Here is a 23,482-nt window from a genome sequence, read left to right as displayed (position 1 = left end):
TGCCTCCGTTAGCATCTCGCAACCGAGCACGCCACTCAGGCGTATCAGCAAAGGATGGAAATCTTTTCTCTAACTTATTGATCCATCCGCCGCGACGCCATTGGTCCTGAAGATCCAGCACGACCTTCAACGCATCATCGAGCAACAAGGGTTCCATCTGCGGAGACACTTGGATGGTTTGGATAACGTTGCCCTTGAATACAACAAAAACGTCACCGCTCTTTGGCGTGATAAAGCCATATTGCGGGTCGGTGAACCGTAATTGCACGTTGGACTTTGGCTCGCCTGGCCATAGGCCCCCACCGGGATAAGGTGAAGAAAAGCGGGCTGACGAATGCTTGATCATCTCCTCGTAGGTTCCACCTACCACCAAGGCGATCTCCCGCTCGTACCACGACCGCGCGGCGAATGCTGCCCATACCGTCAGAAGCGCCAGGCAGAACCAGTATCGCCGTTTCATCGGACACCCGCCCCTTCGGCAATATCTTTTATTGACTGCTCCAGCAAGCGTCGATTTCCGTCGCCCAGCATCTCGTCGAAACGCGCCGCTGCTCGCAAGACGAAAGCCATGCGCTGCTTGTAATCCGACAAGTCTGCAAACGGGTTGCTGCTGAATTCGAGGGTCCGTCCGTCCTCAACCGGCTGGCATTGGCTCGCCAGGGTCAGTTCAATGGCCTGGGCCATCCCCGAAGGAAAGCCAGTGACATAGGACGCATGATTGCCGCGAAATAGCAGTTTGAGTTGTGGGTCTTTGTAGATGGTCGGTTGCAGGATACCGGGGGCGACAATTTCTTCGGCTTCGCGCTGGAAAACCCGCCAGATTCCCGAGCAGGTCAGCACCGGTACGTCGGTGCATTCGAACGTGCTGTCGTACGCGCTCACCGTATGCGTTTCACATTCGGAGAATGGTTTGGTGTTGTGGTTCAACAACTGCTTGTCGCATTCGTGTTCTTTGAAGCACTGGGTCATGGGGCTCGCTCCCTGCTGGAATCGACGCACCCTACCAGCCAAGCACTTCCAAAAAACCGGCGAAAAGTACAATCAGAAAAGCCCTACAAAGTTGTTGGAAGGATCCTTCAAATCGCAGAAGCACGGAACCGACGATTCCTTAACCCTGTTGGCGAATCCGAGCACACCGGAATTGGCTAATGATTCTGGAAGGGTAGAGTAAAGTGCCTGACGGGCTTCTTCCCGAATTCGATTCCACGGGGTGTTCGCTTGCCGGGTTTCGTTCTCAACGACCGCATGACATATAGACGTAAGATTGGGTTGAGCATCTAATGCCTAAGCTTTTTAAAGGCGGCCGCATGCTCAATCACGTTGAAAGGAATCACGTCATGTCTGGTGTCAAACGCATCGCCCTGTTTCTCGACGGTACCTGGAATAATGTCGATGACAATACCAATGTCTTTCGCTTGAAATCCCTGTGTGCAAAATCCCCCGAACAACTTTGCTATTACAGCGCAGGAGTCGGCACTCAAATGGGCCAACGGCTTACGGGTGGCTTGTTCGGTATTGGCCTTAACGACGAGGTGGAGCGTGCCTATCAGTGGTTGGTTGAACACTTTGAGCCCGGCGCGCAGATATTTATTTTTGGATTTAGTCGCGGGGCGTTCACCGCGCGCAGTCTTGCTGGTTTTATTTCGAAATGCGGGCTTCTAAAACAAGGCTCGCCTATATCAATGACGCAACTTTACGCACGTTATCGCCGAGGCGACGCACCCTCCATTCTCACGTTAGCCCATGTAATCGATAGCGAGTTATTGCCGGAGGATCGTTGGATCAAGAAATACTCACGCTCGATTCCGTTGTGGTTCCAAGGCGTATGGGACACAGTCGGGGCGCTGGGCGTGCCTTTGCCTTGGTTGCCTAATGCGAGCACCAAGGATTTCGCCTTTCTCGAAACCGATTTACGAATCAACGACACGCATGCCTACCACGCACTAGCAATTGATGAGCATCGCAAAGCCTTCGCTCCAACGCTGTGGACTAAGGTCAGCTCTAAAGACGGCATAGGCCCCGAGCCGCGTTCAGTGGAGAGGGTCGAGCAACGTTGGTTTGTCGGCGCGCATGCCAATGTCGGGGGAGGGTACGAAAACGATCTGCTGGCGCAAATTCCCTTGAGTTGGCTGATGGACAAGGCCAGGCTTCACGGGCTTGTTTTTACCGATGACGTTGTCATAGATGGTGACGCAAATACTTGCTCCATTCGCGATTCTTACGCTGAAATGGCAAGGGGCGCTTACAAGGTATTAACCTTGAATAAACCCTTTTTTCGAACGATCGGTGCTGAACCCATTGATACGCCTACTTCAGTCACCACTACTATTAACGAGACCATCGACGCTTCCGTATTCCAGCGCTGGCAGAAAGATGCAAACTATCGCCCGAAGAATCTAATGGAGTGGGCACAGCGACGCAATGTTGATCCGAGTGCTCTTGACTCGTCGGTTGGCGTCCTGTCAGCGCTGACGGTTGATCCTGCTCCGTTACTTGTCAGCATGTTGCCATTGGTCAGTGGGCAGGCCTGACTGTTCATGGCCCCATAAAAAAACCCACCAGGCGGTGGGTTTTTTTATGCAACGCCGAAACTAGAACAGTCTGGTTTCAGGAACGTCGCCCGTGACAGGTTTGTTTTGTTCAGCGGTTTGTTCGTACCAACCGCCACCCAGGGCCTTGTACAGATTCACTTCGCTGGTCAGCTGCGAAAGACGGTCACTGATCAACGATTGCTGCGCGGCGAACAACTGGCGCTGTGCATCAAGGAACGTCAGGTTGCTGTCGATACCGATGCGATAACGACGTTCAGCCAGGCGGTAGTAGTCCTGGTTGGCACTCACCAAATCACGTTGCGCCTGGAGTTGTTCGTTGTAGGTCTGGCGCGAAGCCAAGCCATCGGACACTTCCTGAAACGCGGTCTGAATGGTTCTCTCGTAGTTGGCGACGCCGATGTCTTTCTGGATTTTCGAGTAATCCAGGCTCGCGCGCAGGCTGCCGGCGTTGAAGATTGGCAAGTTGATTTGCGGCTCGAACAACCACGTCCCCGAGCCACCTTTGAACAGGCCGGACAAGTCTGAACTGCCGGTACCAGCACTGGCAGTCAGACTGATGCTAGGGAAGAATGCGGCACGGGCCGCACCGATGTTGGCGTTGGCAGCCTTGAGCTGATATTCCGCTTCAAGGATGTCAGGGCGCCGTTGCAGCAAGTCCGAAGGTGCACCCTCCGGCACGTCGGCCAGGATGTCGTTGCTCAGTGGCTGGCTTGCAGGCAGATTAGCGGGAAGACCCGTACCCAATAGCAGCGTCAGGCTGTTTAAGTCTTGAGCAACCAAGCGTTGATACTGCGCCAGCTTGACACGAGCATTTTCGACCGAGGTGCGCGACTGCGCCAGATCGAGAGCCGAAGACACACCGACTTCACTGGTGCGCTGAGTAAGCTTGTAGCTCTCCTCAAACGCTTTAAGTGTGTCTTGGGTCAGCTTGAGTTGCTCTTGGTCGGACACCCAGGTCAGGTAAGCATTGGCCACGTTGGCCACCAGACTGATCTGCGTGCTGCGGCGTGCTTCTTCGCTGGAGAAATAAGTCTCCAGCGCTTGTTGGCTTAGGCTGCGAACGCGACCGAACAGATCCAGCTCATAGGCGCTGAGGCCCAGTGTTGCCGAATATTGACCGCCGACGGTCGCTGTCCCAGTCTGTGACAAATCGGCTGGGGTTCGCCCGCGGGAACCGGTGCCGTTGGCTGAAATGGCCGGGTACAGATCTGCACGCTGGATGCGGTATTGCGCACGGTAGGCGTCGATGTTCAGGGCTGCGACACGCAGGTCGCGGTTGTTGACCAGCGAGGTCTGGATCAGCTGCTGCAAAGCCTGATCCTTAAAGAACTGACGCCAGCCCTGTTCGGCCGCTGCGACATTGGCCGATTCAGTCGGCGAATAGGCAGGACCCTGGGGATATTGCGCCGGAACCGGCGCGGCGGGCTGCATGTAATCGGGGATCAACGAGCAGCCGCTAAGAATAAACGCGGTGACTGCCAGTGAGATCAGGGACTTGCTCATTGGCCAGCCTCATCGTGTGGAATTTTTTTCTGTTTGGTCTTGAACAGCGAGGACACCGAAACGAAGAACAACGGCACCCAGAAGATTGCCAGAACCGTCGCGGTGATCATACCGCCGATTACGCCTGTACCGATCGAGTGCTGACTGCCGGAGCCCGCGCCTGTAGAGATTGCCAATGGAACCACGCCGAGGATAAACGCCGCCGATGTCATCACAATCGGTCGCAGACGCATACGACACGCTTCGATTGCGGCCTCGGTATAGCTCTTGCCCTGTTCGTGCAGCTCTTTGGCAAACTCGACGATCAAAATGGCGTTTTTCGCCGACAGACCGACCGTTACCAACAAGCCCACCTGGAAGAATACGTCGTTGGACAACCCTCGTAAGCTGGTGGCCATCAACGCACCGATTACCCCTAGTGGCACCACGAGCATGACCGCGATCGGAATCGACCAGCTTTCATACAGGGCCGCGAGACAGAGGAACACGATCAGTAGGGAAATGGCGTACAGCGTTGGCGCTTGCGAACCAGACAGACGCTCTTCGTACGACAAGCCCGTCCAGGAATAGCCGATACCCGCCGGAAGTTGCTTGGCGATCCTTTCGACTTCATCCATGGCTTGGCCGGTGCTGTAACCCGGTGCCGGCGTACCCAGGACTTCTTCCGCCGCTACGCCGTTGTAACGGGAGAGTTTTGGTGAGCCATAAACCCATGTGCCAGAGGCAAAAGAGGCGAAGGGAACCATCGTGCCGGTCGCGCTGCGCACGTACCACTTCTTCAAGTCTTCAGGCGTCATCCGTGCGCCGGCTATACCTTGAATGAACACCTTCTTGACTCGACCGCGGTCGATGAAGTCGTTGACGTAGCTACCGCCCAATGCAACTGACAACGTGGTGTTGATGTTGGTCATCGTCACACCCAAGGCGTTGGCGCGCTCGTCATCAATCACCAGCTGGTACTGCGGTTCATCGTTCAGGCCGTTAGGCCGCACGCCCGCCAGAATCTTGCTTTGAGCCGCCAGACCGAGGAACTGTCCGCGCGCTTCCATCAACTTGGTGTGGCCGACACCGCCCTGATCTTGCAGGTAAAAGTCGAAGCCGGTGGCGTTACCCAGTTCAAGTACAGAGGGTGGAACCACGGCGAAGGTTAGCGAGTCACGGAAGCTGAAGAAGTGCGCTTGAGCACGCTTGGCCAGTTCGAACACGCTGTTTGAAGAGCCTGAACGGTCACCCCACGGTTTCAACAGGATAAATGCCAAACCAGAGCTTTGACCGCGGCCGGCAAAGTTGAAGCCGTTTACGGTGAACACCGACTGCACCGACGAGGATTCTGAGTCGAGCAGGTAGGCGCGCATTTTATCCAGAACGACCTGAGTCCGTTCTGCTGTCGAGCCTGCCGGGGTCTGGACCTGGGCGAAAATAACCCCTTGGTCTTCTTCCGGAAGGAATGCACTAGGGATACGAGTGAACATCCAGATCATGCCAGCGAAGATCAGCGCATAAAGCAGAAACGCCGGGATCTTGTGTTTGATCATGTTGCCAACACCGCGCTCGTAACTGATCACGCTACGGTCGAAGGTGCGGTTGAACCAACCGAAGAAACCGCGCTTGGGCTGACCATGTTTTTCCTGGTCGATCGGCTTCAACATGGTTGCGCAAAGTGCCGGGGTGAAGATCAATGCGACCAGTACCGAGAGCGCCATGGCCGACACAATAGTGATCGAGAACTGCCGATAGATCACACCGGTGGATCCACCGAAGAACGCCATTGGCAGTAGAACCGCCGACAGAACCATCGCAATACCGACCAACGCACCCTGGATCTGACCCATGGATTTTACCGTGGCGTCTCTGGGCGAGAGATGTTCCTCGGCCATTACCCGTTCAACGTTCTCCACCACCACAATCGCATCGTCCACCAGCAAGCCGATGGCCAACACCACGCCGAACATGGTCAGGGTGTTGATGGTGAATCCCGCAGCCGCAAGAATACCGAAGGTACCCAGCAGCACGACCGGAATGGTCATGGTGGTAATCAGAGTGGCGCGCAAGTTCTGCAGGAACAGGAACATCACCAGGAACACCAGCACGATCGCTTCGATCAGCGTGTGAACAACCCCGCTGATCGATTCGGTGATCACCGGCGTCGTGTCATACGGGTAAACCGCTTTCATGCCTGGCGGAAAGAACGGTTCGAGCTGTGCGACAGTGGCGCGAATCGCTTTAGACGTGTCCAGTGCGTTGGCGCCGGTAGCCAGTTTGATGGCCAGACCAGAAGCAGGTTTACCGTTGAACTGTGCGCTGACGCTGTAGTTCTCACCGCCCAGCGCGACATCGGCGACATCGCCCAAGCGGACCTGCGAACCATCCAGGTTCACTTTAAGCAGAATGTTTTTGAACTGCTCAGCGGTTTGCAGACGGGTTTTGCCGATAATCGTAGCATTCAGTTGTTGGCCAGGCAGTGATGGAAGGCCGCCAATCTGACCGGAAGAAACCTGCACGTTCTGCGCAGCAACGGCTGCTGACACGTCTACCGGCGTCAACTGGAAGTTGTTCAGTTTGGCCGGGTCGAGCCAGATACGCATGGCGTACTGGGCACCGAACACCTGAAAGTCACCTACCCCAGAGGTCCGCGAGATCGGGTCTTGCATGTTCGAAACGATGTAGTTGGCCAAGTCATCCTTGGACATGCTGCCGTCTTCGGACACCAAGCCAATAACCAGCAGGAAGTTTTTCACTGCCTTTGTTACGCGAATACCCTGTTGCTGTACTTCTTGCGGCAACAGAGGCGTCGCCAGGTTCAGTTTGTTCTGCACCTGAACCTGCGCGATGTCCGGGCTGGTGCCCTGGTTGAACGTCGCGGTGATGGTCATGCTGCCGTCGGAGTCACTTTCCGAGCTGACGTAACGCAGGTTATCGATACCGTTGAGTTGCTGTTCAATGACCTGAACCACGGTGTCCTGCACGGTCTGTGCAGAGGCGCCTGGGTAGGTAACGGAAATAGCAATCGCCGGTGGCGCAATGGCAGGGTATTGGTTGATCGGCAGTTGCTTGATTGCCAATGCCCCGACCAACATGATCATCAGGGCGATTACCCACGCGAAGATCGGGCGGTCGATAAAAAATTTCGACATGAATTACTCCCCTTTACTGCTCGCGGCCGTATCAGTAGCAGCCGGTGCAGGCGCCGGGTTAGCCGGGTTGACGTTAGTCGCCTCGGTCGCTTTCACTTCCGCGCCCGGTTTGACGTACTGCAGACCTTCCGTAATCACCCGATCACCTGGTTTCAGGCCGCTGTCCACCAGCCATTGGCTGCCAGCAGTGGTCGAGGCAGTGAGCTGACGTAGCTCAACCTTGTTGTCCGCGTTCACGATCAGCGCAGTGGGAGCGCCTTTCAGATCGCGGGTGATGCCTTGTTGCGGCACCAGGATGGCGGCCGAGTTTATCCCCGCTTGCAACTGCGCGTGGACGAACATGCCCGGTAGCAACGTGTGGTTGGGGTTAGGGAACTTGGCGCGAAGGGTCACGGAACCGGTGGTTTGGTCTACCGAGACTTCCGCGAATTCCAGCTTGCCTTCAAGCGGGTACGCGCTGTTGTCTTCCAGGGTCAATTTGACCTTGGCGGCGTTGTCACCGGCTTTTTGCAATTGGCCGCTTTCCAGCTGATGACGCAACCTCAAAAGCTCTGCGGAGGACTGGGTGACGTCGACGTAAATCGGGTCAAGTTGCTGGATCACTGCCATGGCATCGGTCTGGGCATTGTTGACCAACGCACCTTCAGTCACCGCCGAGCGACCAATACGACCAGAAATCGGGGCCAGTACCTTGGTGTAGCGCAGATTAATCTGAGCGGTTTGTAGCGCGGCCTGTGCTTCCAGGCTGCTGGCCATAGCGGTGTCGTATTCCTGACGGCTGACGGCTTGTTCGTTGACCAGCTGCTTATAGCGATCAGCCAGTGACTTGGCCGACTGCAGGGTCGCCTTGGCGCTGTTGGCCGTAGCTTCATAGATAGCTGGATCTATCTGATAAAGCTGATCGCCTGCCTTGACGTCGGCGCCTTCGGTGAATAATCGCTTGAGAATAATACCGTTGACCTGAGGACGAACCTCGGCAATGCGGAACGACGTAGTGCGCCCTGGCAAGTCGGTTGTCTGGGCATAGGCTTGGGTTTTGACGGTGACTACACCGACCTGAGGAGGGGGTGGGGCAGGCGCCGCCTCTTGCTTTTGATTACATCCGCTCAGCAATGAAGCCAAGGCAACGGCGGTAACCAGAACGGAAACAGCTGGCTTGAAATGCATGAAAATCCTCGGGTCAGGAGCGTGAGATGCTCGAGAAAGTGAAAAGGCCAAAAAGGTTTCAGCTAGATAAGTAGGATGCTAATGAATATACTTACGTTCACGGTTGTTTGTAAATACCCCAGCCTGCGACAGTCCAGCACGGCGGGGTAGAAAGTGTAGGTCCGGGACAAGGCAATACAAAGGCTGCCCGGTACGGTCTCTGGCTGAATGTAGCGAAAGCTGAAGACATTTTTATTGAGGTGTTAGTGCCATGGTTCGTCGCACCAAAGAAGAAGCTCAGGAAACCCGAAGCCAGATTCTCGAGGCTGCCGAGAAAGCTTTTTATGAACGTGGCGTGGCGCGCACCACTCTTGCCGAGGTTGCGGCTCTCGCTGGAGTCACCCGAGGTGCCATTTATTGGCATTTCAGCAATAAGGCGGACCTGGTTCAGGCCATGCTCGACAGCTTGCATGAGCCCCTTGAGGAGCTGGCGAAGGCGAGCGAAAGCGAAGACGAACTCGACCCGCTGGGCTGCATGCGAGAGTTGCTTATCAATTTGTTTCATCAAGTGGTACTTGACCCGAAAATCCGTCGCATAAATGAAATTCTGTTTCATAAGTGCGAATTTACCGATGAAATGTGCGATTTACGACTTCAGCGGCAAGCGGCCGCACGTGAGTGTAACGATCGGATTGGCATTTCGTTGGCTAACGCCGTGCGAAAGGGCCAACTGCCAGCTACTTTGAACACGGTTCGCGCGTCTATCTGTCTGCATGCTTATATTGATGGCATTCTAGGTCAGTGGTTACTGATCCCCGATAGCTACCCCCTCAGCGCAGATGCCGAGCAACTGGTCGACATTGGTTTGGATATGTTACGCCTGAGTCTAGCGCTACGCGGGTGAGCCGTCCTGACTTATACTCCAGCCGAATATAAACGGATGGCGCTTCGCCTGCATTTATATCTTCATCCGGACCGCTTGAATAGGTAGTTTACTAAGCATTTACTCTGGAGTTTGAAGGTATACATGAGTGTTCACAACTCGCTTGTCAAGGGAACTGATCAACCGGTCAAGGCTATAGCACTCATCTGTTTGGCGGTACTGTTGTTTTCCACCCACGACACACTGTCCAAATACCTCTCTGCTTTTTATCCCATCGTCATGGTGGTGTGGGTGCGCTACGTCGTTCACACCTTGCTGATGCTGGTGATCTTTATTCCACGAAGCGGTATCGCCGTCATCCGCACCAAGCGGCCGGGGCTGCAATTGCTGCGCGCGATTTGCCTGATCGGCACCAGCCTCTTTTTCACTACTGGCCTGCGCTACATTCCTTTGGCCGAAGCGACTGCGGTGAACTTCCTCGCACCGCTACTGGTGACTGCGCTTTCGGTTCCGCTGCTCAAGGAACATGTGAGCCGTAGCCAATGGGCGGCAGTGCTGGCTGGATTTGTCGGCGTGATGATTGTGGTCCGGCCGGGCGGCGCTCTGTTCACGCCTGCGATCCTGTTGCCTTTGGGATCGGCATTGTGCTTCGGCTTCTATCAATTGCTGACCCGCAAACTCAGCGGTATCGACAGCCCCACCACCAGTAATTTTCTCACTGGGATCTTTAACAGCCTGATCATGAGCGCACTGGTGCCGTTCTTCTGGAGCACGCCCACATTCGGCCATGGGTTGCTCATGTTGGGCCTGGGCACCTGCGGCATGCTCGGGCATTTGTTGTTGACGCAAGCGTTCCGTCATGCGCCCCCGGCGATGCTGGCGCCATTCAGTTATGGCCAAATTCTGTTCGCAGGGATGTATGGCTATTTGGTCTTTGATCACATGCCGGACACTTACGGCGTAGACGGTATTTCAGTGGTTTGTTTAAGTGGCCTTGCGGTGGCCTGGGGCCAACGCAAGCGCTGAACTACGTATAATTTGTAGGACGCTTGTAGGGCACTTCTCGATCTATGTGGCTGATTTCCCAAACTAACTACCGCGTATTGCCCCTCCTTGGAAGACCGTTCAGTCTCCGCAGTCAGAAACTACAGATTGAGGGAGACGGGGCATGTCAGAAAACGCCTCTGATGATGTGGATCCTACGAATAGGCTTACGGATCAAGCCACGAACCTGACAATAGACTCCGTTAAAGGCGAACCCATCGTGCGCCTTGGGTTGACGGTCACATTGTTTTTTAAACACGGGGAGACTGCGCAGATCAAGCAGCGGGTGGCTGAATGCTTTACCGAGTTTCATAAGGCGTTCAAAACTCAGCTTAAATGGCAGTTTTACAACACGCTGCGAAAAATGACAGCCAGCAGTTTTGCCAGCTGCCGTCGCAGGATGCTCGCCAGTGCAGCGGATGAACAGTTCATCTGGTCGATTGGCAGCGGCACGTTGCAACAGGTGTCTGAATACCGACTGTTTGTCATGAACACCCCCCAGAGTCAGGCGGCGTTTGATCGCTCCTGCTTGAAGATGGTGTTGCCGTGGACGATTTTGCTTGAGCCGGGCGGCGCGGAACGCTATGAGCAGTGGCTTAAATTTCTGTGTGACCAGGTAAGTGCTGAACATGGTTATGGTGGGCTGGCGTGTACGCTTCCTTATGACGGCCAGCAGCACTTTCCTTTGGAGTATCAACTGGCACGCCAGTACATCGGCTTGATGGTCGATCCCTTGCCTCATATAGAAAGCTTGAGGATGACAGATCACATCAAAGGCGTGAGTTGGTTCACGGTATTGGGATCTCGTTTCGTCAACCAGTTGGGCGGCAATGACGCACTGCGCCGAAAACTTAGCGTGCGCAGCGATATTGTTTTCCAGCGGTACGACCACGGGTTGATCATTCGCGCGGGGCGTTTACCGTACCTGGGCGGACCTGCCGAAGACCCGCCGGCTGCTTATATACAAGTCAATAACGCCATTAAGCCGGTGCGAGTGAAGGCCACGGGTAGCCTTCATGCTTATTCAATGCCGGGCAAAACGTTTGGAGACACCGCTTCTGCGGCGTGGTACGCCCGCTTCGACGAAAAACTCCCAGGTCCGTTGAATGCCGGCGACTGCTGTACACACACGGGCTATTGGTCAAGCAACGGCATGGCTCGTTCGCGATGCCTGGTTCGCAAGGGCCAGATCATGCCTGCTTTTTCGCATTTGAAGGGACGGACTCAATGGTTTTGGCTGGAAGGGGTTGAATGAGTGTTCGCTGGGCGATTGGGGCGTTGGTGTTCGGCTTGCGAAAGTATTTAGTCATCCATGGGTCCAAGATTGTTTCACCGGTATTGGGGTATCTGTTGTCTTCGGCATCTTTTAAGAAGCTGAGTAACTGCTCTCTATCACCTTCGGGGATCATGGAGCGCTCGACCGGTGATGTGGCGTCATAAAACGCGATTAACGCTCGATATGAAGTGCCGGAGTTGCCGGTATTTCTGGTCATGAATTCAAAGTCTTTACCTTGCCGCGTGAAGCCGGCCAAGTAGCGCTCGGCGGGAGTGTGATTGCCTGTCTCGTCATAGTAAATGTCGCTCAATTCATCCCTCGATAACGCATCGTAAGGGTTGCCAGTTTTATTTAGCGTGGTGTGTTGAATGAATACAAATGAGGCTATTTTTTCCGCTTGGGCCAACCTCTCAGGAGAGGTGTCCAAAGGCTGTTGCATAAGTAGTGGTGACGCCTTTCCCTGACCGTTCATTTGCATGGAGAGCTTGACTGAGAAGCTCGTTGGGCTGTTAACACGTTGAAAAATAGCGAGCAGTTCGATTTTTGATAATGGGTTTTTTCTGCCGTTTGTTCTTGGCGACACAATCCTTGTGCTTCTGTGGAAATCGTTACTGACGACGTACTTTCGCTTTTGGTGTCTGGCGCCGGTACCGTTAGTTTAAGAGATGCGTTCCCCGCTTGGTCCAAAGGGTTAAACGCTGGCGGAGAACAGTAGGTCGCAACATTCATATTCATGCTGGCGGAAATGGCCATGAGTAAGCTCCCTGCTCGCTAGCAGGGCACCTGCATGCAAGTGCCCTGGGTGCGGGTTATTGAATAGTGAAGTTCATGGTGTAGTTAAAAGGGATTCCCGGTGTCGGGCTGGTAATTGAGGCTGTGCAGGTGGCGCGGGATGTTCCGATGGAATTCCCTGCTTTTTTCCACGTGGGTAGATGCACACGCATTGTTGGCATTGCAAAGTGCGACGCCGTAAACCGACATTTTCTAGCACCTGCGGTGTAAGTGAAGCGCATGCCCGACGCTTGATAGCCGAAGCTGGACAAAGTAAAGCTTGTGCTGCTGTTTCCAAATACTTGGGTAGGAGCTGGGCGTACGCTTCCAGAAAAATACTCACTTGCGAAAACCGCCGGTACGGCCGTCCGATTATTTACAACAATCGTCGTCACCGTATTAGCACTTGCCACCACACTGCCAGCGCTCGCCACCCACCCCGAGAATCCAGCAAGTGCCATTTTTTTTACGCATCTCATAACGGTCCAATCCCTATCTCTGGTTCATCCATTGCGACCAAAATCGGTTGTTCCATCACTGTGTAAATCCCTACCTCTCATCAATCGGCAGCGATGAAAAACCCTTAATACGGAGGTTTCCGCATTGGGTGTGGGACGTTTCTTGTGGTGCCGGCGAGCGTAAATACGGTCGACCGTCTAAGCTCTGGCGACTTCAAAATAAGAAATGGGGATGCGGTATGAGGGGACTACGAAAGCATGCGTTGTTCGGTTGGTTGTTATGTTTGTGCTTGAGCAGTCAGGTATGGGCAGCAGCTGAAGCAGTCGACGACGGACAGGCGGCCAAGGATTTATTACTTAAGGCGCTGGCGGAGTATCAAAAGAAAGGCGACAGCGCGTTCGCCGAGTTCAGCCGGCAAGGTGAGTTTGTCAGTGGTGAATTGTATGTTTTCGTTGTGGATATAAATGGCGTGATGCTGGCCAGCGGTGGACCTTCGGCCGTACTGATTGGGCGGGACGTGTTGCCCACACTGAGCCCGGACCTGCAGAAAGCGTTCAAGGACGTTCTCACCACTCCAGTCAATGGTATTCAAGAAGCAGAATACCGCTGGCAGAACCAAAACGACGGCAAAGTGGAGCGCAAGCGCGTCTACTACAAGCGAGTAGGTGATCGAGTCTTGGCGGTGGGTTATTACCTGCCTCGGGCGTCCGCTGAACAAGCTAAAGCCCTGCTGGACAAAGCTTCCGCAGCCCTCATCAACGATGAGAACGGCACCATCAACGCGATCAACAGCTTGAAAGGTGGTTTCCTTCAGGATGACCTGTATGTGTTTGTGGTCGATCTGAACGACGAACATTACGTCGCTCATGGCACCAATTTGCGGATGGTCAACACAGACTTCAGCAAGGTCAAGGACCCGGAAGGCAAGCCTGTCGGCGAGCCAATACTAGCGTTGATTAATAAGCAGAACGACGCTGAATACGATTATCGCTGGCGTAACCCGGTGACCAGCAAAATAGAAAACAAACACGCCTATGTGCGCAAGGTCGGACACTTCCTGGTTGCGGTGGGTTATTACAGCCGCTGATTCAACTGACGATAATCATCAGATCGCCATCGCCAGGCGCTCTGATGAAGTAGGCTCAAGCGGCGCTCTTGTCGCCGTGAGCGCGCCCCCGCAGCAGGTTGTTCGGCATCGCGATGGCAGCGGCCAAACCCAACAGCGAGATGCCGGCACTGATGATTAACAGATGACGGAACGTCAGCGATAACTGGCCTCGTAAAATTTCCAGCGCTGGGCCACTGGCTGCATTCAGGCTGTCCATCAGGAGGTTACCCGAACTCGCTTCCGCCCCTGGTCCGCCACTCAATTGACCAATCCCTGAGCTTTGCAGCATCGCCAGCAGCAGCGCCGACATTAACGCAATGCCCACCGCGCCGCCCAGTGAACGGAAAAGGTTGGTGGTGCTGGTAGCCACTCCCATATCAGCCTGGGCCACCGAGTTTTGCGTACCGACCAGTGATGTAGGAAATTGCATCCCACAGGCGAACCCCGTCAGCACCATTAATAGGCTGGTGATCAACACCGACTGCGGCGGGGTGAACGCCATACCCAGGACGACAAATGGCATCATCAACGCGCCGGTAAGAATCAATGGTTTGTAACGGCCTGTCAGCGAGGTTCTGCGTCCGCCAAAAAAAGCGCCCATGGGCATACCGATCGCCAGTGGCAGCAGATGCAACGCCGCCGCATCGGCGCCGCCACCTGTCACGGTCTGAAACCGCAGCGGCATCAATACAATCAACGAGATTGACTGAAAGCTGGTGAAGAAAATCGTGCACCAGCACAGCACCGCGTTGCGGTTGGCAAACAAGTGCATTGGCAGCAATGGCTCACGTGCGCTGCGCTCGTACCAAACGAACGCTGCCAAGGCTAGCAGCGCGACGCCGAGCAGCACCAGTACATCGGGATCGTGCCATCCGTGGCCTTGACCAATTTCGGTGACGCCGAGCAAAAGGGCGCTTAACCCAATGATCATTAGGAGGGTGCCTAGATAGTCGATGATCGGCTTGCGTTGCGGGACAGGCAGACCCGCCAGCGTACGGTGTGCTATCCACCATGCGCTCAGGCCCAACGGCAAGTTGATCAAGAACACCCAGCGCCATGACATGTATTCCGTCATTACACCGCCCAATACTGGTCCGGCAACACTGGCCACGGCATACATGCCACTGAAATAGCCCTGGTAACGCCCGCGCTCGCGCGGCGGCACGATGTCGCCGATGATCGCCTGGCTGACTGACACCATCCCCCCGGCGCCGATGCCTTGAATGATTCGCGCCAAGACCAGCTGTTCCATGCTCTGTGCCATGCCGCAAAACAGCGAGGCCAAGGTAAACAGGCCCAGTCCGAACAGCATCAACTTACGCCGACCGTACAGGTCGCCCAGTTTGCCGTAGATCGGCACGGCAACCGTCATCGCCACCATGTAGGCGGAAATCACCCAGGCGAGGAGATCGAAATCGTGGAATTGGGCGGAGATTGCCGGCATCGAGACCGCAACAATGGTCTGATCGAGAGCACTGAGAAAGACTGCCATCATCAGCGCAAATAACACGCTGCGGATCGCGGGTTTGGGTTGGTTCAGACTGGTCAAGATAGAGCCCAACTAGCAATGAAAGCCTGCCGCAAAGGTCGGCAGGAAGAAGCTGCTTAGTCTAATCCGATAGCACGCTATTCGATAGGCTCGTATTCATAAGGGTCTTGGCGAGTGAATGGATTTTTTTGTTGGCGCGGGCTTGCTCGCGATGGAGCGCGAAGCGATCCAAAATGCCATACCAGGTTTTAACCGGAAGAACTCTACTAAATGAATCACGACTGCTGCGCAGCCGATCGCGAACACGTTTTTTGTGTTTGCCGGGCGACAGCGCGGCGTCGGAGACGTGGCGGAACCTCCTACAAAATCAGCTTCGCCCTGAGACAGCGCCGCTTATTTCAGACTCAACCCGGCGAAGGTCGCGTCTTGAGGTGCGCAATGGGTCGCGGTGCAAATCAGTGCGGAGCGCGGCGTTTGCCTTACCATCTCGATTCGGTACGCACCTGCTGCATAAATGCCTACGACAACGGCGACGGCGAGTGCTGCCATGCATCTTCTTGTTGTAATAATCATGTTGCCCACCTCTATCCGACTTTAAAAACGTGTTTTAAAAGGATTGAACTGAGTGTAGGACAGTTATTAGATGTGCGAGCGCTATAAGAATATGTGTTGGCGTCGGTAGTCCAGATCGCAGCCCCAGAGGAAATTGACCCCGAATGAATTCAGCGCTACAGGACATCGACTTTAAATTTTAATCAGCCCGCTCCGCCGCTTGTGTGATCAGCCAGTCAATGAGCTCGCGCAGCTGCGGCGAAGGGTCTGACCGCTCCGGATAGACCAGGTAATACGCAGCGCCGGTTCGTACCCTGAGGTCGAAAGGTGCCACCAGCCGACCGGCGCTAAGGTCTTCGCCGATCAAGGCCCAATCGCCGATCGCGACGCCGGTGCCTTGGGACGCGACCGACATGGCCAGGTCTAGCGTGTCGAAGTGTTGTCCTTTGCCGATGTTACTCACGCTAGTGCCAGCGACTTTGAGCCACGCCTCCCAGTCGCGTTGGTCACGGGTCGGGTGCAGCAACATGTGTTGTTCCAGATCCGCCAAGGTCTTGAGCGGAATCGGTCCACTCAGTAATTGCTGGGAGCAGACTGGCGTCAGTTGTTCGTCGAACAAATGGTGCGCGGCTACTGAATTGGCGGGTGGCGCGCCGTACACCACGGCGGCGTCGAACTCTTCTCGTCGAAAATCCACTGCGTGCTGGATGGTGGTAGTCAACTCCACCGGCACGTCCGGGCGCTCTTTTTGCCATTCCAACAACCTCGGCAACAGCCAGCGCATCATGCACGTCGGAGCCTTGAGTTTCAGGGTTTCGCGTTTTGCGCCGACGTGTTCCACAGCTTCGTCGATCAGCGAAAACACTTTCTGAATTCTCGGAAACAGCTCACTGCCTTGGGTCGTCAAGCTCAAGCCGCGCGCCTGACGTTGAAATAGCGGGTAACCGAGATGACTTTCCAGCCCGGAAATCTGCCGACTCACCGCGCCTTGGGTGATGTGCAGCAGTTCAGCGGCCCGTGTGAAATTGCAGCATTGAGCTGTAATCAGGAAGGTATGCAGGGCTGGCAAGGGCGGAAGACGTTTCATCGGTGCTCAGGCATGAAGTGAGGACATGCCTAGCATGACATTTTTTGCCTTGTCACAGATATGGCCGCACGGTCCAATTGTCCTTCATCTGTAGCGTGTCCCGCAGCCGTGAGTGTCGGGATGTTTATGCAGTTTCAACAGAAGGAAGCGGACAAACATGGCAACGTGCGGCGAAGTATTGGTCAAATTGCTCGAAGGCTACGGCGTAGATCAGGTCTTTGGCATTCCCGGCGTGCATACCGTCGAGCTGTATCGCGGGCTCGCGGGCTCGTCGATCAACCATGTCACGCCGCGTCATGAACAGGGCGCTGGTTTTATGGCCGACGGATATGCACGCACCAGCGGCAAGCCGGGCGTGTGTTTTATCATTACCGGTCCAGGCATGACCAACATCACCACGGCCATGGGCCAGGCGTATGCGGACTCGATTCCGATGCTGGTCATCTCCAGCGTGCAATCGCGCAGCCAGCTGGGTGGCGGGCGTGGAAAGCTGCATGAGCTGCCCTCCCAAAGCAATCTGGTGGCTGGCGTCGCGGCGTTTTCCCACACCTTGATGTCTGCGGCGGAGCTGCCAGCGGTTTTGGCTCGGGCATTTGCGTTGTTTCAGGCGGGTCGTCCACGTCCGGTTCATATCGAGATTCCACTCGATGTGCTGGTGGAAAATGCCGACGCCTTGCTCGCCAGCCAACCGGTTACCGTTGATCGTGCCGGCGCGTCACCCCGAGCGATTGCCCGGATGGTCAGCCTGTTGGCTGCGGCTAAACGCCCGCTGATCCTCGCCGGCGGCGGTGCCATTGATGCCGCGCCAGCACTGACGCAGCTTGCCGAATTGCTGGATGCCCCCGTCGCACTGACTATCAATGCCAAGGGCATGCTGCCGTCACGCCATCCATTGTTGATCGGCTCGACTCAGTCCCTGGTGGCGACGCGAGCGCTGGTGGCGGAAGCCGATGTGGTGCTGGCCATCGGTACTGAGCTGGCGGAAACCGATTACGACATCACCTTTGCCGGTGGTTTTGAAATTCCGGGTACGTTACTGCGGGTCGACATCGACCCCGACCAGACCGTGCGCAACTACTTGCCGCACGTGGCGTTGGTGTCCGACGCCAATAGTGCCGCCCAGGCATTGCTAAACGGGTTGTCGGTTGAAAAGCTGATCCCCCGCAGCACAAGTTGGGGACACAATCGCGCCGCTGCCCTGCGCGAAACCCTCGAGACGACGTGGGACGAGTCCATGCGCGGGCAGACTGTATTCCTGCAAGCGGTGCTCGATGTGCTGCCGGACGCGGTACTGGTGGGCGATTCGACCCAGCCGGTTTACACCGGCAACCTGACCCTGAACCTGGAGCAGCCGCGTCGTTGGTTCAATTCGTCCACCGGCTACGGCACCCTGGGCTATGGGCTACCTGCGGCCATCGGTGCGTGGCTGGGGCGTGCAGCCGAAGCGAGTAGCCGTGGCGCCGTGGTGTGTCTGATCGGCGATGGCGGTTTGCAGTTCACCCTTGCAGAGCTGGCCAGCGCCGTCGAAGCCCGCACGCCGATCATCGTGCTGCTGTGGAATAACCAAGGCTACGAAGAAATCAAAAAATACATGGTCAACCGCGCCATCGAACCGGTGGGTGTAGACATTTATACGCCCGACTTCATTGCGGTTGCCAAAGCCTTGGGGTGCGCGGCGCAAGCGGCTTCGGACGTCGATGGACTGAAAAAAGCCTTGCGCGAGGCCGTCGACTATCAAGGCCCGACCTTGATCGAAATCGATCAAGCGCTGTGGATGAATGGCTTGAAATCATGCTGAATCCTCAACCAGGTTTATATATAGACGGTCACTGGTTGTCTGGCAGTGAGCTGCTGTCAGTCATCAATCCGGCCACTGAGGCGCCTTTGGCTACCGTGGCAGGCGGCGATGAAAGCTCGGTTGAACACGCCGTACAGTCAGCAAAATCAGCGTTCCCGGCCTGGTCCCAAACGTCTGGCGCGGAACGTGGCGCGTTGCTGCGCAAGATTGTCAGCGCAGTGCAAGGGCATCGCGAACGCTTGATCGAATTGCAATCACGCAACAACGGCAAACCGCTGTTCGAAGCGGCCATTGATGTGGATGACGTAATTGCCACCTTCGATTATTACGCCGGACTGGCCGAGGCGCTCGACGCTAAACAAGACAGCGCTGTGCCGTTGCCCAGCGATGACTTCGTCGCGCGTTTGCGCCGTGAACCGTGCGGTGTCGTCGCCCTCATCGTGCCGTGGAATTTCCCCATGGTCACCACCGCCTGGAAGCTCGCGCCCGCGTTGGCAGCCGGGTGTTGCGTGGTGTTGAAGCCGTCGGAAGTGACACCGCTTCCTGAGCTGGAACTGGCCGAGGTCATCGCCCAATGCGGCTTACCCGATGGCGTGTTTAATTTGGTTTGCGGCACCGGGTTGGCGGTGGGCGCACCGTTGGCCGCGCACCCAGACGTAGCAAAAATATCCTTCACCGGCAGCAATGCCGTCGGCGTACAGGTCATGCAGCGTGCGGCCGAAACGGTGAAGGGCGTCAGCCTGGAATTGGGCGGTAAATCGTCGTTGCTGGTGCTTGCCGACGCTGATCTGGACCTGGCTGTTGAACTTGCCATGGGCGGCGGCTTCTTCAACGCCGGGCAGATGTGTTCCGCCACGAGTCGAGTACTGGTCGCCGACGAACTGGCCGACGCATTTCTGCAAAAGCTCAAGGCGCGAGCCGAAGCCATTCGTGTTGCCGATCCTTTCGATCCCGATGTGGAAATGGGCGCGCTGGTTAATCAGGCGCAATACCAACGGGTAGTCGGTCATATCGCTCGCGGCATACAGGTGGGTGCGAGGTTGGTCTGTGGCGGTGAGCGGCCGGCAGACTTACCGCGCGGATATTTTTTGCGGCCTACGGTGTTCACCGCCGTGCCCCTGGACAGTGCGCTATGGCGCGAAGAGATTTTTGGCCCCGTGCTGTGCGTGCGCAGCTTCGCCACTGAAGCCGAGGCAATTGCGCTGGCCAATGACAGCGAATTCGGTCTGGTAGCCAGCGTTGTCAGCGCCGATGCCGACACCGCCGACCGGGTCGCAAACGCCCTGCATGCGGGCCTGGTGTGGGTCAACGCGCCGCAAGTGATCTTCCCGCAGACGGCGTGGGGTGGCTACAAACAAAGCAGTATCGGTCGTGAGTTAGGGCCGTGGGGATTGCAGGCTTTCCAGGAAATAAAGCACGTTATCCGCAGCGTCTGAAAGCCGTTCCAAGGCCCGAGAATGGCTCATGCATGCCTCCTTTCGAGGCATGCGTTTGACACATGGCTTCAATGACAAACTTTCGATTGTTGCACCATTCCGGTCGCCTCAGGATTGACCCCGTCAACTTAATCTAGCCCTCGGTTTACGGGGGCTGTAGCGGATTGACGCGCGCAGTCAGCCTGTGGCCAAAACGCGACCACCTCAACTATAAAAGCAAACGGAGTCCGTCATGGGCGAGCATGATCTGAACAGAAGGCAATTCATCAAGACGGTTGGTGTTGCATCGGTTGCCGCTGCAGCGATGTCCATGCCGTTTATCCGGGCGAGTGCCAGCGAAAACCAGTTTCAGGGCAAAACCCTACGCTTGTTGACCTGGTCAGATGACACTGGGCTGGCCGCACTGCGCAACATCGCCGCGACGTTCGAAGCGAAAACCGGGGCCAAGGTCATTGCCGACCGTACCGGCAGCACCTCGGAAATGGTGGCCAAGCTCAAGGCCGGTGGCGATCGTCCTCAATACGACATCATCACCCTCGCCGGTGTCGGTGCCGAGGGCTTGGCCGCAGCCGGTCTGCTGGAAAAACCAGACCTTAACCGTATTCCCAACATCGTGGACGTGCCGGAAAAATACCGCACGGGCGCCAACGGTCATGGCGTCGGTTATCTGTTGTGGTGTAACAGCCTGGTCTACAGCACCCGCACCGTTAAAGAAGCACCCACCAGCTACGCCGCACTGTGGGACAAGGACCTGGCGCCGAGCATTTTTCTGCCGCCGCCTAACTGGACCGAGGCCATGGACCTGATCATTATCGCCGCCAAACTGGCCGGTGGCGACGAACACAACATCGAGCCCGGCTTTAAAAAGCTGGCTGAACTCAAAGACCGCGTAGTGACCCTGGGCGAGAACCCGAACCAGATCGCCGAGCTGTTCCGCACCGGCTCGCTGGACATGGGTGGCTTGTACGCCCCGGCGTTCTTTCCGAAACAGCTGCGCGACCCGGCCTACGGCCTGGGCGCTACATTCGGGATGAAAGAGGGTTTCTACACGGACTTGATGCAGACAGTTATGCCGAAAAATCGCCCGGGCGATACAGATTTGGCCTACGCCTTCATCAACCATTCTCTGGACCCATTGGTGCAGGGCAAGATGGCAGAAGACATTTACAACGGCCCGGTCAACGCCAAGGCAATCATTTCCGCCGAAGCGCGCAAAAGCCCGTACATCCTTACGCCTGAGCAGATTGCCGACAAGGCGATCATGCATGACAACGTCTTCCTGGCAACGGTGCATGACCAGTGGATTCGTCGTTATACGGAAATTTTCTCTTCCTGATTGCGTGAACCGGAAGGTCCTTCGGACCTTATCGCAGCCTTCGGCAGCACCTACTAGAAGGGTGCCGATGGCTGTGATCGGGTTTACAACACCCGCCATTCAGAATCAATCTCCCACGAGATCATTGCCATGGAACACCAACCCCTGATCCGCTCGGTCGCCGCCGCTTCGGCACGCCGGGCCAAACCGATTTCTCCCACCGCACGTGCGTGGCTTTTTCTTACGCCGTCGATGCTGTTTCTTGCTGTATTGATTGCTGCCAGCCTACTGGTATTGCGCATGAGTTTCGGCACCAAAGGCGCCGAATGGACTGGCTTCAGCCTTGCCAGCTATGTACAGCTTGCTGAACCCTATTATTTGAAATCACTGCTGCTGACCCTGCGACTGGCCTTGTTCAGTGCAGTGATTGCAGTGGCGTTGGCGATCCCGGTGGCATACACCATGTCTCGCCTGCAATCGCCCTTCTTGCGTCGGGTGTTTTTGGCTGCGGTGCTGCTGCCATTACTGGTCAACTTGTTATTGCAAAGTTACGGTTGGCTGGTGATTCTCGGGCCGGGTGGGATGCTCAATAAAGCGTTGATCGGGCTCGGCGTCATCACCCGTCCGGTCATGCTGCTGTACAACCAGAACGGCGTGCTGATGGGCTTGGTGCAAACCGCTTTCCCATTGGCCGTGTTGCCGATTGCCAGCGCCATGCGTGGTGTGTCCCGCAGTTACGAAGAAGCGGCCGCGACCTTGGGCGCCAGCCGCTTTCAAGTGTTTCGCCAGGTGGTTCTGCCAATGAGCCTGCCCGGGATTATTACCGGCGCCACGCTGGTGTTTGCCTACAACGCCAGCAGCTTTGTCGTACCGCTGCTACTGGGTGGTCGACGGGTGCCGATGCTCGCGGTGATGGTCCATGACCAAATCGCACCCCTGATGAACTGGCCCGCGGCCTCGGCTGCCGGTGTGGTGTTGATCGTCACCACCTTGGCGATCATGACCCTGTCTGAATACTTTGCCGGTCGCCGCCGTCGTCTGCTGGAGGCTTCGCAATGAACCGTTCTTCGACATCCCGTTTTCGTTTCCAGCCGCTGCTGCCCGGCGATACCGGCCGCTTTGCCGGCTTCCTCTCCGGGTTCATTTTATTGCTGGCGGTGCTGCCGATTCTGACCATGATCGTCATGTCGTTCAGCGGCGCAGCGAACCTCGACTTTCCGCCCAGCAGCTACAGCTTGCAGTGGTACAGAGCGGCGTGGCAGACGTTCGTTTCGCCAGATGCCAGTGATGTCCTGAGTCTTGGTAAGGCCATGGCCACCAGTTTATGGGTGGCATGCTTGACCATGATCCTGGCGACCCTGGTGGCGGTGCCGGCTTCCTACGCATTGACCCGTTGCGAATTTCGCGGCAAAGGCGTGGCGCTGCAATTGATGTCGCTGCCGCTGGTGTTCCCGATGGTGGTTCTCGGCCTGGCATTGTTGCTGATCTTCGACAGCTTGCCGTTCCAGATGAGCACCTCGCGGCTGGTCATCGCCCACGTGATTCTGGCCCTGCCATTTGTGGTTAAGAATTGCACGGCAGCCATGATGTCCATTGGCAGCGAAGTCGAGGAGGCGGCACAGATGCTTGGCGCGTCACCGCTGCGGGCAATCATTGACGTGGTTGTTCCGTTAATGAAGTCCGGAATCCTCGCCGGCATGTTGCTGGCGTTTATCGTCTCGTTCAACGAATTCACCGTCACCTACTTTTTGTACAACATCGACGTCATGACCGTGCCGATCTGGATGTACAGCCGTACGGTGTCATCGCTGGACCCCACCGTGTTCTCGTTTGCCGTGCTGATCGTGCTGATCGACTTCGTCCTGATTTGGGCGTTGGAGAAGCTGGTCGGTGAAGGTGGCGTTTCGTTTTGATATTTTTGAGGTTTGA

18 protein-coding genes and 1 pseudogene are annotated in these 23,482 nt (G+C 56.1%); 10 read left to right on the top strand and 9 right to left on the bottom strand.

Translation table 11 applies throughout. The features are described 5' to 3' along the window. Both JWR17_RS08890 and JWR17_RS08885 read right to left on the bottom strand, forming a co-directional pair. Window positions 1-460: pseudogene (locus JWR17_RS08890) on the bottom strand (hypothetical protein); the annotation flags it as partial. Continuing rightward, window positions 457-969, bottom strand: coding sequence for a hypothetical protein (locus tag JWR17_RS08885; RefSeq protein WP_299830378.1), 513 nt, complete (start codon window positions 967-969; stop codon window positions 457-459). The pseudogene JWR17_RS08890 and the gene JWR17_RS08885, both read right to left, overlap by 4 nt. Before the next feature lie 368 nt (window positions 970-1,337). Here JWR17_RS08885 and JWR17_RS08880 point away from each other — a divergent pair, with 368 nt between their 5' ends. Next, entirely contained in the window at window positions 1,338-2,531 is a 1,194-nt protein-coding gene (locus tag JWR17_RS08880; protein WP_299830376.1) for a DUF2235 domain-containing protein, read from the top strand. A gap of 60 nt (window positions 2,532-2,591) precedes the next feature. Here JWR17_RS08880 and adeC read toward each other — a convergent pair whose 3' ends face one another. Genes adeC through JWR17_RS08865 form a run of 3 tightly spaced genes read right to left on the bottom strand, consistent with a single transcriptional unit; the run spans window position 2,592 to window position 8,356 of the window. Beyond that, the gene (gene adeC, locus JWR17_RS08875; RefSeq protein ID WP_299830374.1) at window positions 2,592-4,055 is read right to left on the bottom strand and encodes an AdeC/AdeK/OprM family multidrug efflux complex outer membrane factor; all 1,464 of its coding nucleotides are present in this window, start codon (window positions 4,053-4,055) and stop codon (window positions 2,592-2,594) included. Beyond that, window positions 4,052-7,189, bottom strand: coding sequence for an efflux RND transporter permease subunit (locus JWR17_RS08870; RefSeq protein WP_299830373.1), 3,138 nt, complete (start codon window positions 7,187-7,189; stop codon window positions 4,052-4,054). The genes adeC and JWR17_RS08870 overlap by 4 nt, the downstream gene beginning before the upstream one ends. A 3-nt stretch (window positions 7,190-7,192) precedes the next feature. Further along, window positions 7,193-8,356, bottom strand: a complete 1,164-nt coding sequence (locus tag JWR17_RS08865) for an efflux RND transporter periplasmic adaptor subunit (protein WP_299830371.1) — start codon at window positions 8,354-8,356, stop codon at window positions 7,193-7,195. Window positions 8,357-8,606: 250 nt separating this feature from the next. Between JWR17_RS08865 and JWR17_RS08860 the strand changes: the two genes are divergently transcribed. From JWR17_RS08860 to JWR17_RS08850, 3 genes are all read left to right on the top strand, one after another. Next, window positions 8,607-9,239, top strand: coding sequence for a TetR family transcriptional regulator (locus tag JWR17_RS08860; RefSeq protein WP_299830369.1), 633 nt, complete (start codon window positions 8,607-8,609; stop codon window positions 9,237-9,239). 123 nt (window positions 9,240-9,362) lie between these two features. Continuing rightward, on the top strand, window positions 9,363-10,244 hold the full coding sequence (locus JWR17_RS08855; RefSeq protein WP_299830367.1) for a DMT family transporter: 882 nt from the start codon (window positions 9,363-9,365) through the stop codon (window positions 10,242-10,244). 142 nt (window positions 10,245-10,386) lie between these two features. Continuing rightward, window positions 10,387-11,517: a DUF3396 domain-containing protein gene (locus JWR17_RS08850; RefSeq protein WP_299830365.1), complete on the top strand. Its 1,131-nt coding sequence runs from the start codon at window positions 10,387-10,389 to the stop codon at window positions 11,515-11,517. Here the strand turns inward: JWR17_RS08850 and JWR17_RS08845 are convergent. Next, window positions 11,453-12,121 carry a hypothetical protein gene (locus JWR17_RS08845; RefSeq protein ID WP_299830363.1) on the bottom strand — a complete coding sequence of 223 codons (669 nt, stop codon included), beginning with the start codon at window positions 12,119-12,121 and terminating at the stop codon, window positions 11,453-11,455. The two genes, JWR17_RS08850 and JWR17_RS08845, sit on opposite strands and share 65 nt — an antisense overlap. A gap of 885 nt (window positions 12,122-13,006) precedes the next feature. Between JWR17_RS08845 and JWR17_RS08840 the strand changes: the two genes are divergently transcribed. Beyond that, the gene (locus JWR17_RS08840; RefSeq protein WP_299830361.1) at window positions 13,007-13,855 is read left to right on the top strand and encodes a cache domain-containing protein; all 849 of its coding nucleotides are present in this window, start codon (window positions 13,007-13,009) and stop codon (window positions 13,853-13,855) included. 55 nt (window positions 13,856-13,910) lie between these two features. Here the strand turns inward: JWR17_RS08840 and JWR17_RS08835 are convergent, their stop codons facing one another. The 3 genes from JWR17_RS08835 to JWR17_RS08825 all read right to left on the bottom strand — a co-directional run bounded on the left by JWR17_RS08835 (window position 13,911) and on the right by JWR17_RS08825 (window position 17,004). Beyond that, on the bottom strand, window positions 13,911-15,425 hold the full coding sequence (locus JWR17_RS08835) for an MDR family MFS transporter (protein ID WP_299830359.1): 1,515 nt from the start codon (window positions 15,423-15,425) through the stop codon (window positions 13,911-13,913). A gap of 333 nt (window positions 15,426-15,758) precedes the next feature. Beyond that, entirely contained in the window at window positions 15,759-15,914 is a 156-nt protein-coding gene (locus tag JWR17_RS08830) for a hypothetical protein (protein ID WP_299830357.1), read from the bottom strand. A gap of 202 nt (window positions 15,915-16,116) precedes the next feature. Continuing rightward, window positions 16,117-17,004 (bottom strand): LysR substrate-binding domain-containing protein, encoded by an 888-nt coding sequence (locus tag JWR17_RS08825; RefSeq protein ID WP_299830355.1) that lies wholly within the window; start codon window positions 17,002-17,004, stop codon window positions 16,117-16,119. 157 nt (window positions 17,005-17,161) lie between these two features. Here JWR17_RS08825 and JWR17_RS08820 point away from each other — a divergent pair, with 157 nt between their 5' ends. The 5 genes from JWR17_RS08820 (at window position 17,162) to JWR17_RS08800 (ending at window position 23,466) form a co-directional block, all read left to right on the top strand. After that, on the top strand, window positions 17,162-18,802 hold the full coding sequence (locus tag JWR17_RS08820) for a 5-guanidino-2-oxopentanoate decarboxylase (protein WP_299830353.1): 1,641 nt from the start codon (window positions 17,162-17,164) through the stop codon (window positions 18,800-18,802). Then, window positions 18,796-20,238: an aldehyde dehydrogenase family protein gene (locus JWR17_RS08815; RefSeq protein ID WP_299830352.1), complete on the top strand. Its 1,443-nt coding sequence runs from the start codon at window positions 18,796-18,798 to the stop codon at window positions 20,236-20,238. Before JWR17_RS08820 ends, JWR17_RS08815 begins: the two co-directional genes overlap by 7 nt. A 232-nt stretch (window positions 20,239-20,470) precedes the next feature. Continuing rightward, complete coding sequence (locus tag JWR17_RS08810) at window positions 20,471-21,574, top strand: ABC transporter substrate-binding protein (RefSeq protein WP_299830350.1); 1,104 nt, start codon at window positions 20,471-20,473, stop codon at window positions 21,572-21,574. Window positions 21,575-21,703: 129 nt separating this feature from the next. Continuing rightward, window positions 21,704-22,612 (top strand): ABC transporter permease, encoded by a 909-nt coding sequence (locus JWR17_RS08805; RefSeq protein WP_299830348.1) that lies wholly within the window; start codon window positions 21,704-21,706, stop codon window positions 22,610-22,612. After that, on the top strand, window positions 22,609-23,466 hold the full coding sequence (locus JWR17_RS08800) for an ABC transporter permease (protein WP_299830346.1): 858 nt from the start codon (window positions 22,609-22,611) through the stop codon (window positions 23,464-23,466). The genes JWR17_RS08805 and JWR17_RS08800 overlap by 4 nt, the downstream gene beginning before the upstream one ends. The last annotated feature ends 16 nt before the right edge of the window (window positions 23,467-23,482 follow it).

Origin of the sequence: Pseudomonas sp., from assembly GCF_028293835.1 — a bacterium.
Lineage (GTDB): Bacteria > Pseudomonadota > Gammaproteobacteria > Pseudomonadales > Pseudomonadaceae > Aquipseudomonas.
The sequence above is the reverse complement of the archived record's forward strand: the minus strand, read 5'-3'. Positions and strand labels throughout refer to the sequence as shown.

What these genes read in the sequence shown, in the direction of transcription:
- JWR17_RS08815 (WP_299830352.1), top strand. Translation starts at nt 18,796, where the DNA reads ATGCTGAATCCTCAACCAGGTTTATATATAGACGGTCACTGGTTGTCT.
- JWR17_RS08870 (WP_299830373.1), bottom strand. Translation starts at nt 7,189, where the DNA reads ATGTCGAAATTTTTTATCGACCGCCCGATCTTCGCGTGGGTAATCGCC.
- JWR17_RS08880 (WP_299830376.1), top strand. Translation starts at nt 1,338, where the DNA reads ATGTCTGGTGTCAAACGCATCGCCCTGTTTCTCGACGGTACCTGGAAT.
- JWR17_RS08850 (WP_299830365.1), top strand. Translation starts at nt 10,387, where the DNA reads ATGTCAGAAAACGCCTCTGATGATGTGGATCCTACGAATAGGCTTACG.
- JWR17_RS08860 (WP_299830369.1), top strand. Translation starts at nt 8,607, where the DNA reads ATGGTTCGTCGCACCAAAGAAGAAGCTCAGGAAACCCGAAGCCAGATT.
- JWR17_RS08865 (WP_299830371.1), bottom strand. Translation starts at nt 8,356, where the DNA reads ATGCATTTCAAGCCAGCTGTTTCCGTTCTGGTTACCGCCGTTGCCTTG.
- JWR17_RS08840 (WP_299830361.1), top strand. Translation starts at nt 13,007, where the DNA reads ATGAGGGGACTACGAAAGCATGCGTTGTTCGGTTGGTTGTTATGTTTG.
- JWR17_RS08885 (WP_299830378.1), bottom strand. Translation starts at nt 969, where the DNA reads ATGACCCAGTGCTTCAAAGAACACGAATGCGACAAGCAGTTGTTGAAC.
- adeC (WP_299830374.1), bottom strand. Translation starts at nt 4,055, where the DNA reads ATGAGCAAGTCCCTGATCTCACTGGCAGTCACCGCGTTTATTCTTAGC.
- JWR17_RS08830 (WP_299830357.1), bottom strand. Translation starts at nt 15,914, where the DNA reads ATGGCAGCACTCGCCGTCGCCGTTGTCGTAGGCATTTATGCAGCAGGT.
- JWR17_RS08810 (WP_299830350.1), top strand. Translation starts at nt 20,471, where the DNA reads ATGGGCGAGCATGATCTGAACAGAAGGCAATTCATCAAGACGGTTGGT.
- JWR17_RS08820 (WP_299830353.1), top strand. Translation starts at nt 17,162, where the DNA reads ATGGCAACGTGCGGCGAAGTATTGGTCAAATTGCTCGAAGGCTACGGC.
- JWR17_RS08800 (WP_299830346.1), top strand. Translation starts at nt 22,609, where the DNA reads ATGAACCGTTCTTCGACATCCCGTTTTCGTTTCCAGCCGCTGCTGCCC.
- JWR17_RS08805 (WP_299830348.1), top strand. Translation starts at nt 21,704, where the DNA reads ATGGAACACCAACCCCTGATCCGCTCGGTCGCCGCCGCTTCGGCACGC.
- JWR17_RS08855 (WP_299830367.1), top strand. Translation starts at nt 9,363, where the DNA reads ATGAGTGTTCACAACTCGCTTGTCAAGGGAACTGATCAACCGGTCAAG.
- JWR17_RS08825 (WP_299830355.1), bottom strand. Translation starts at nt 17,004, where the DNA reads ATGAAACGTCTTCCGCCCTTGCCAGCCCTGCATACCTTCCTGATTACA.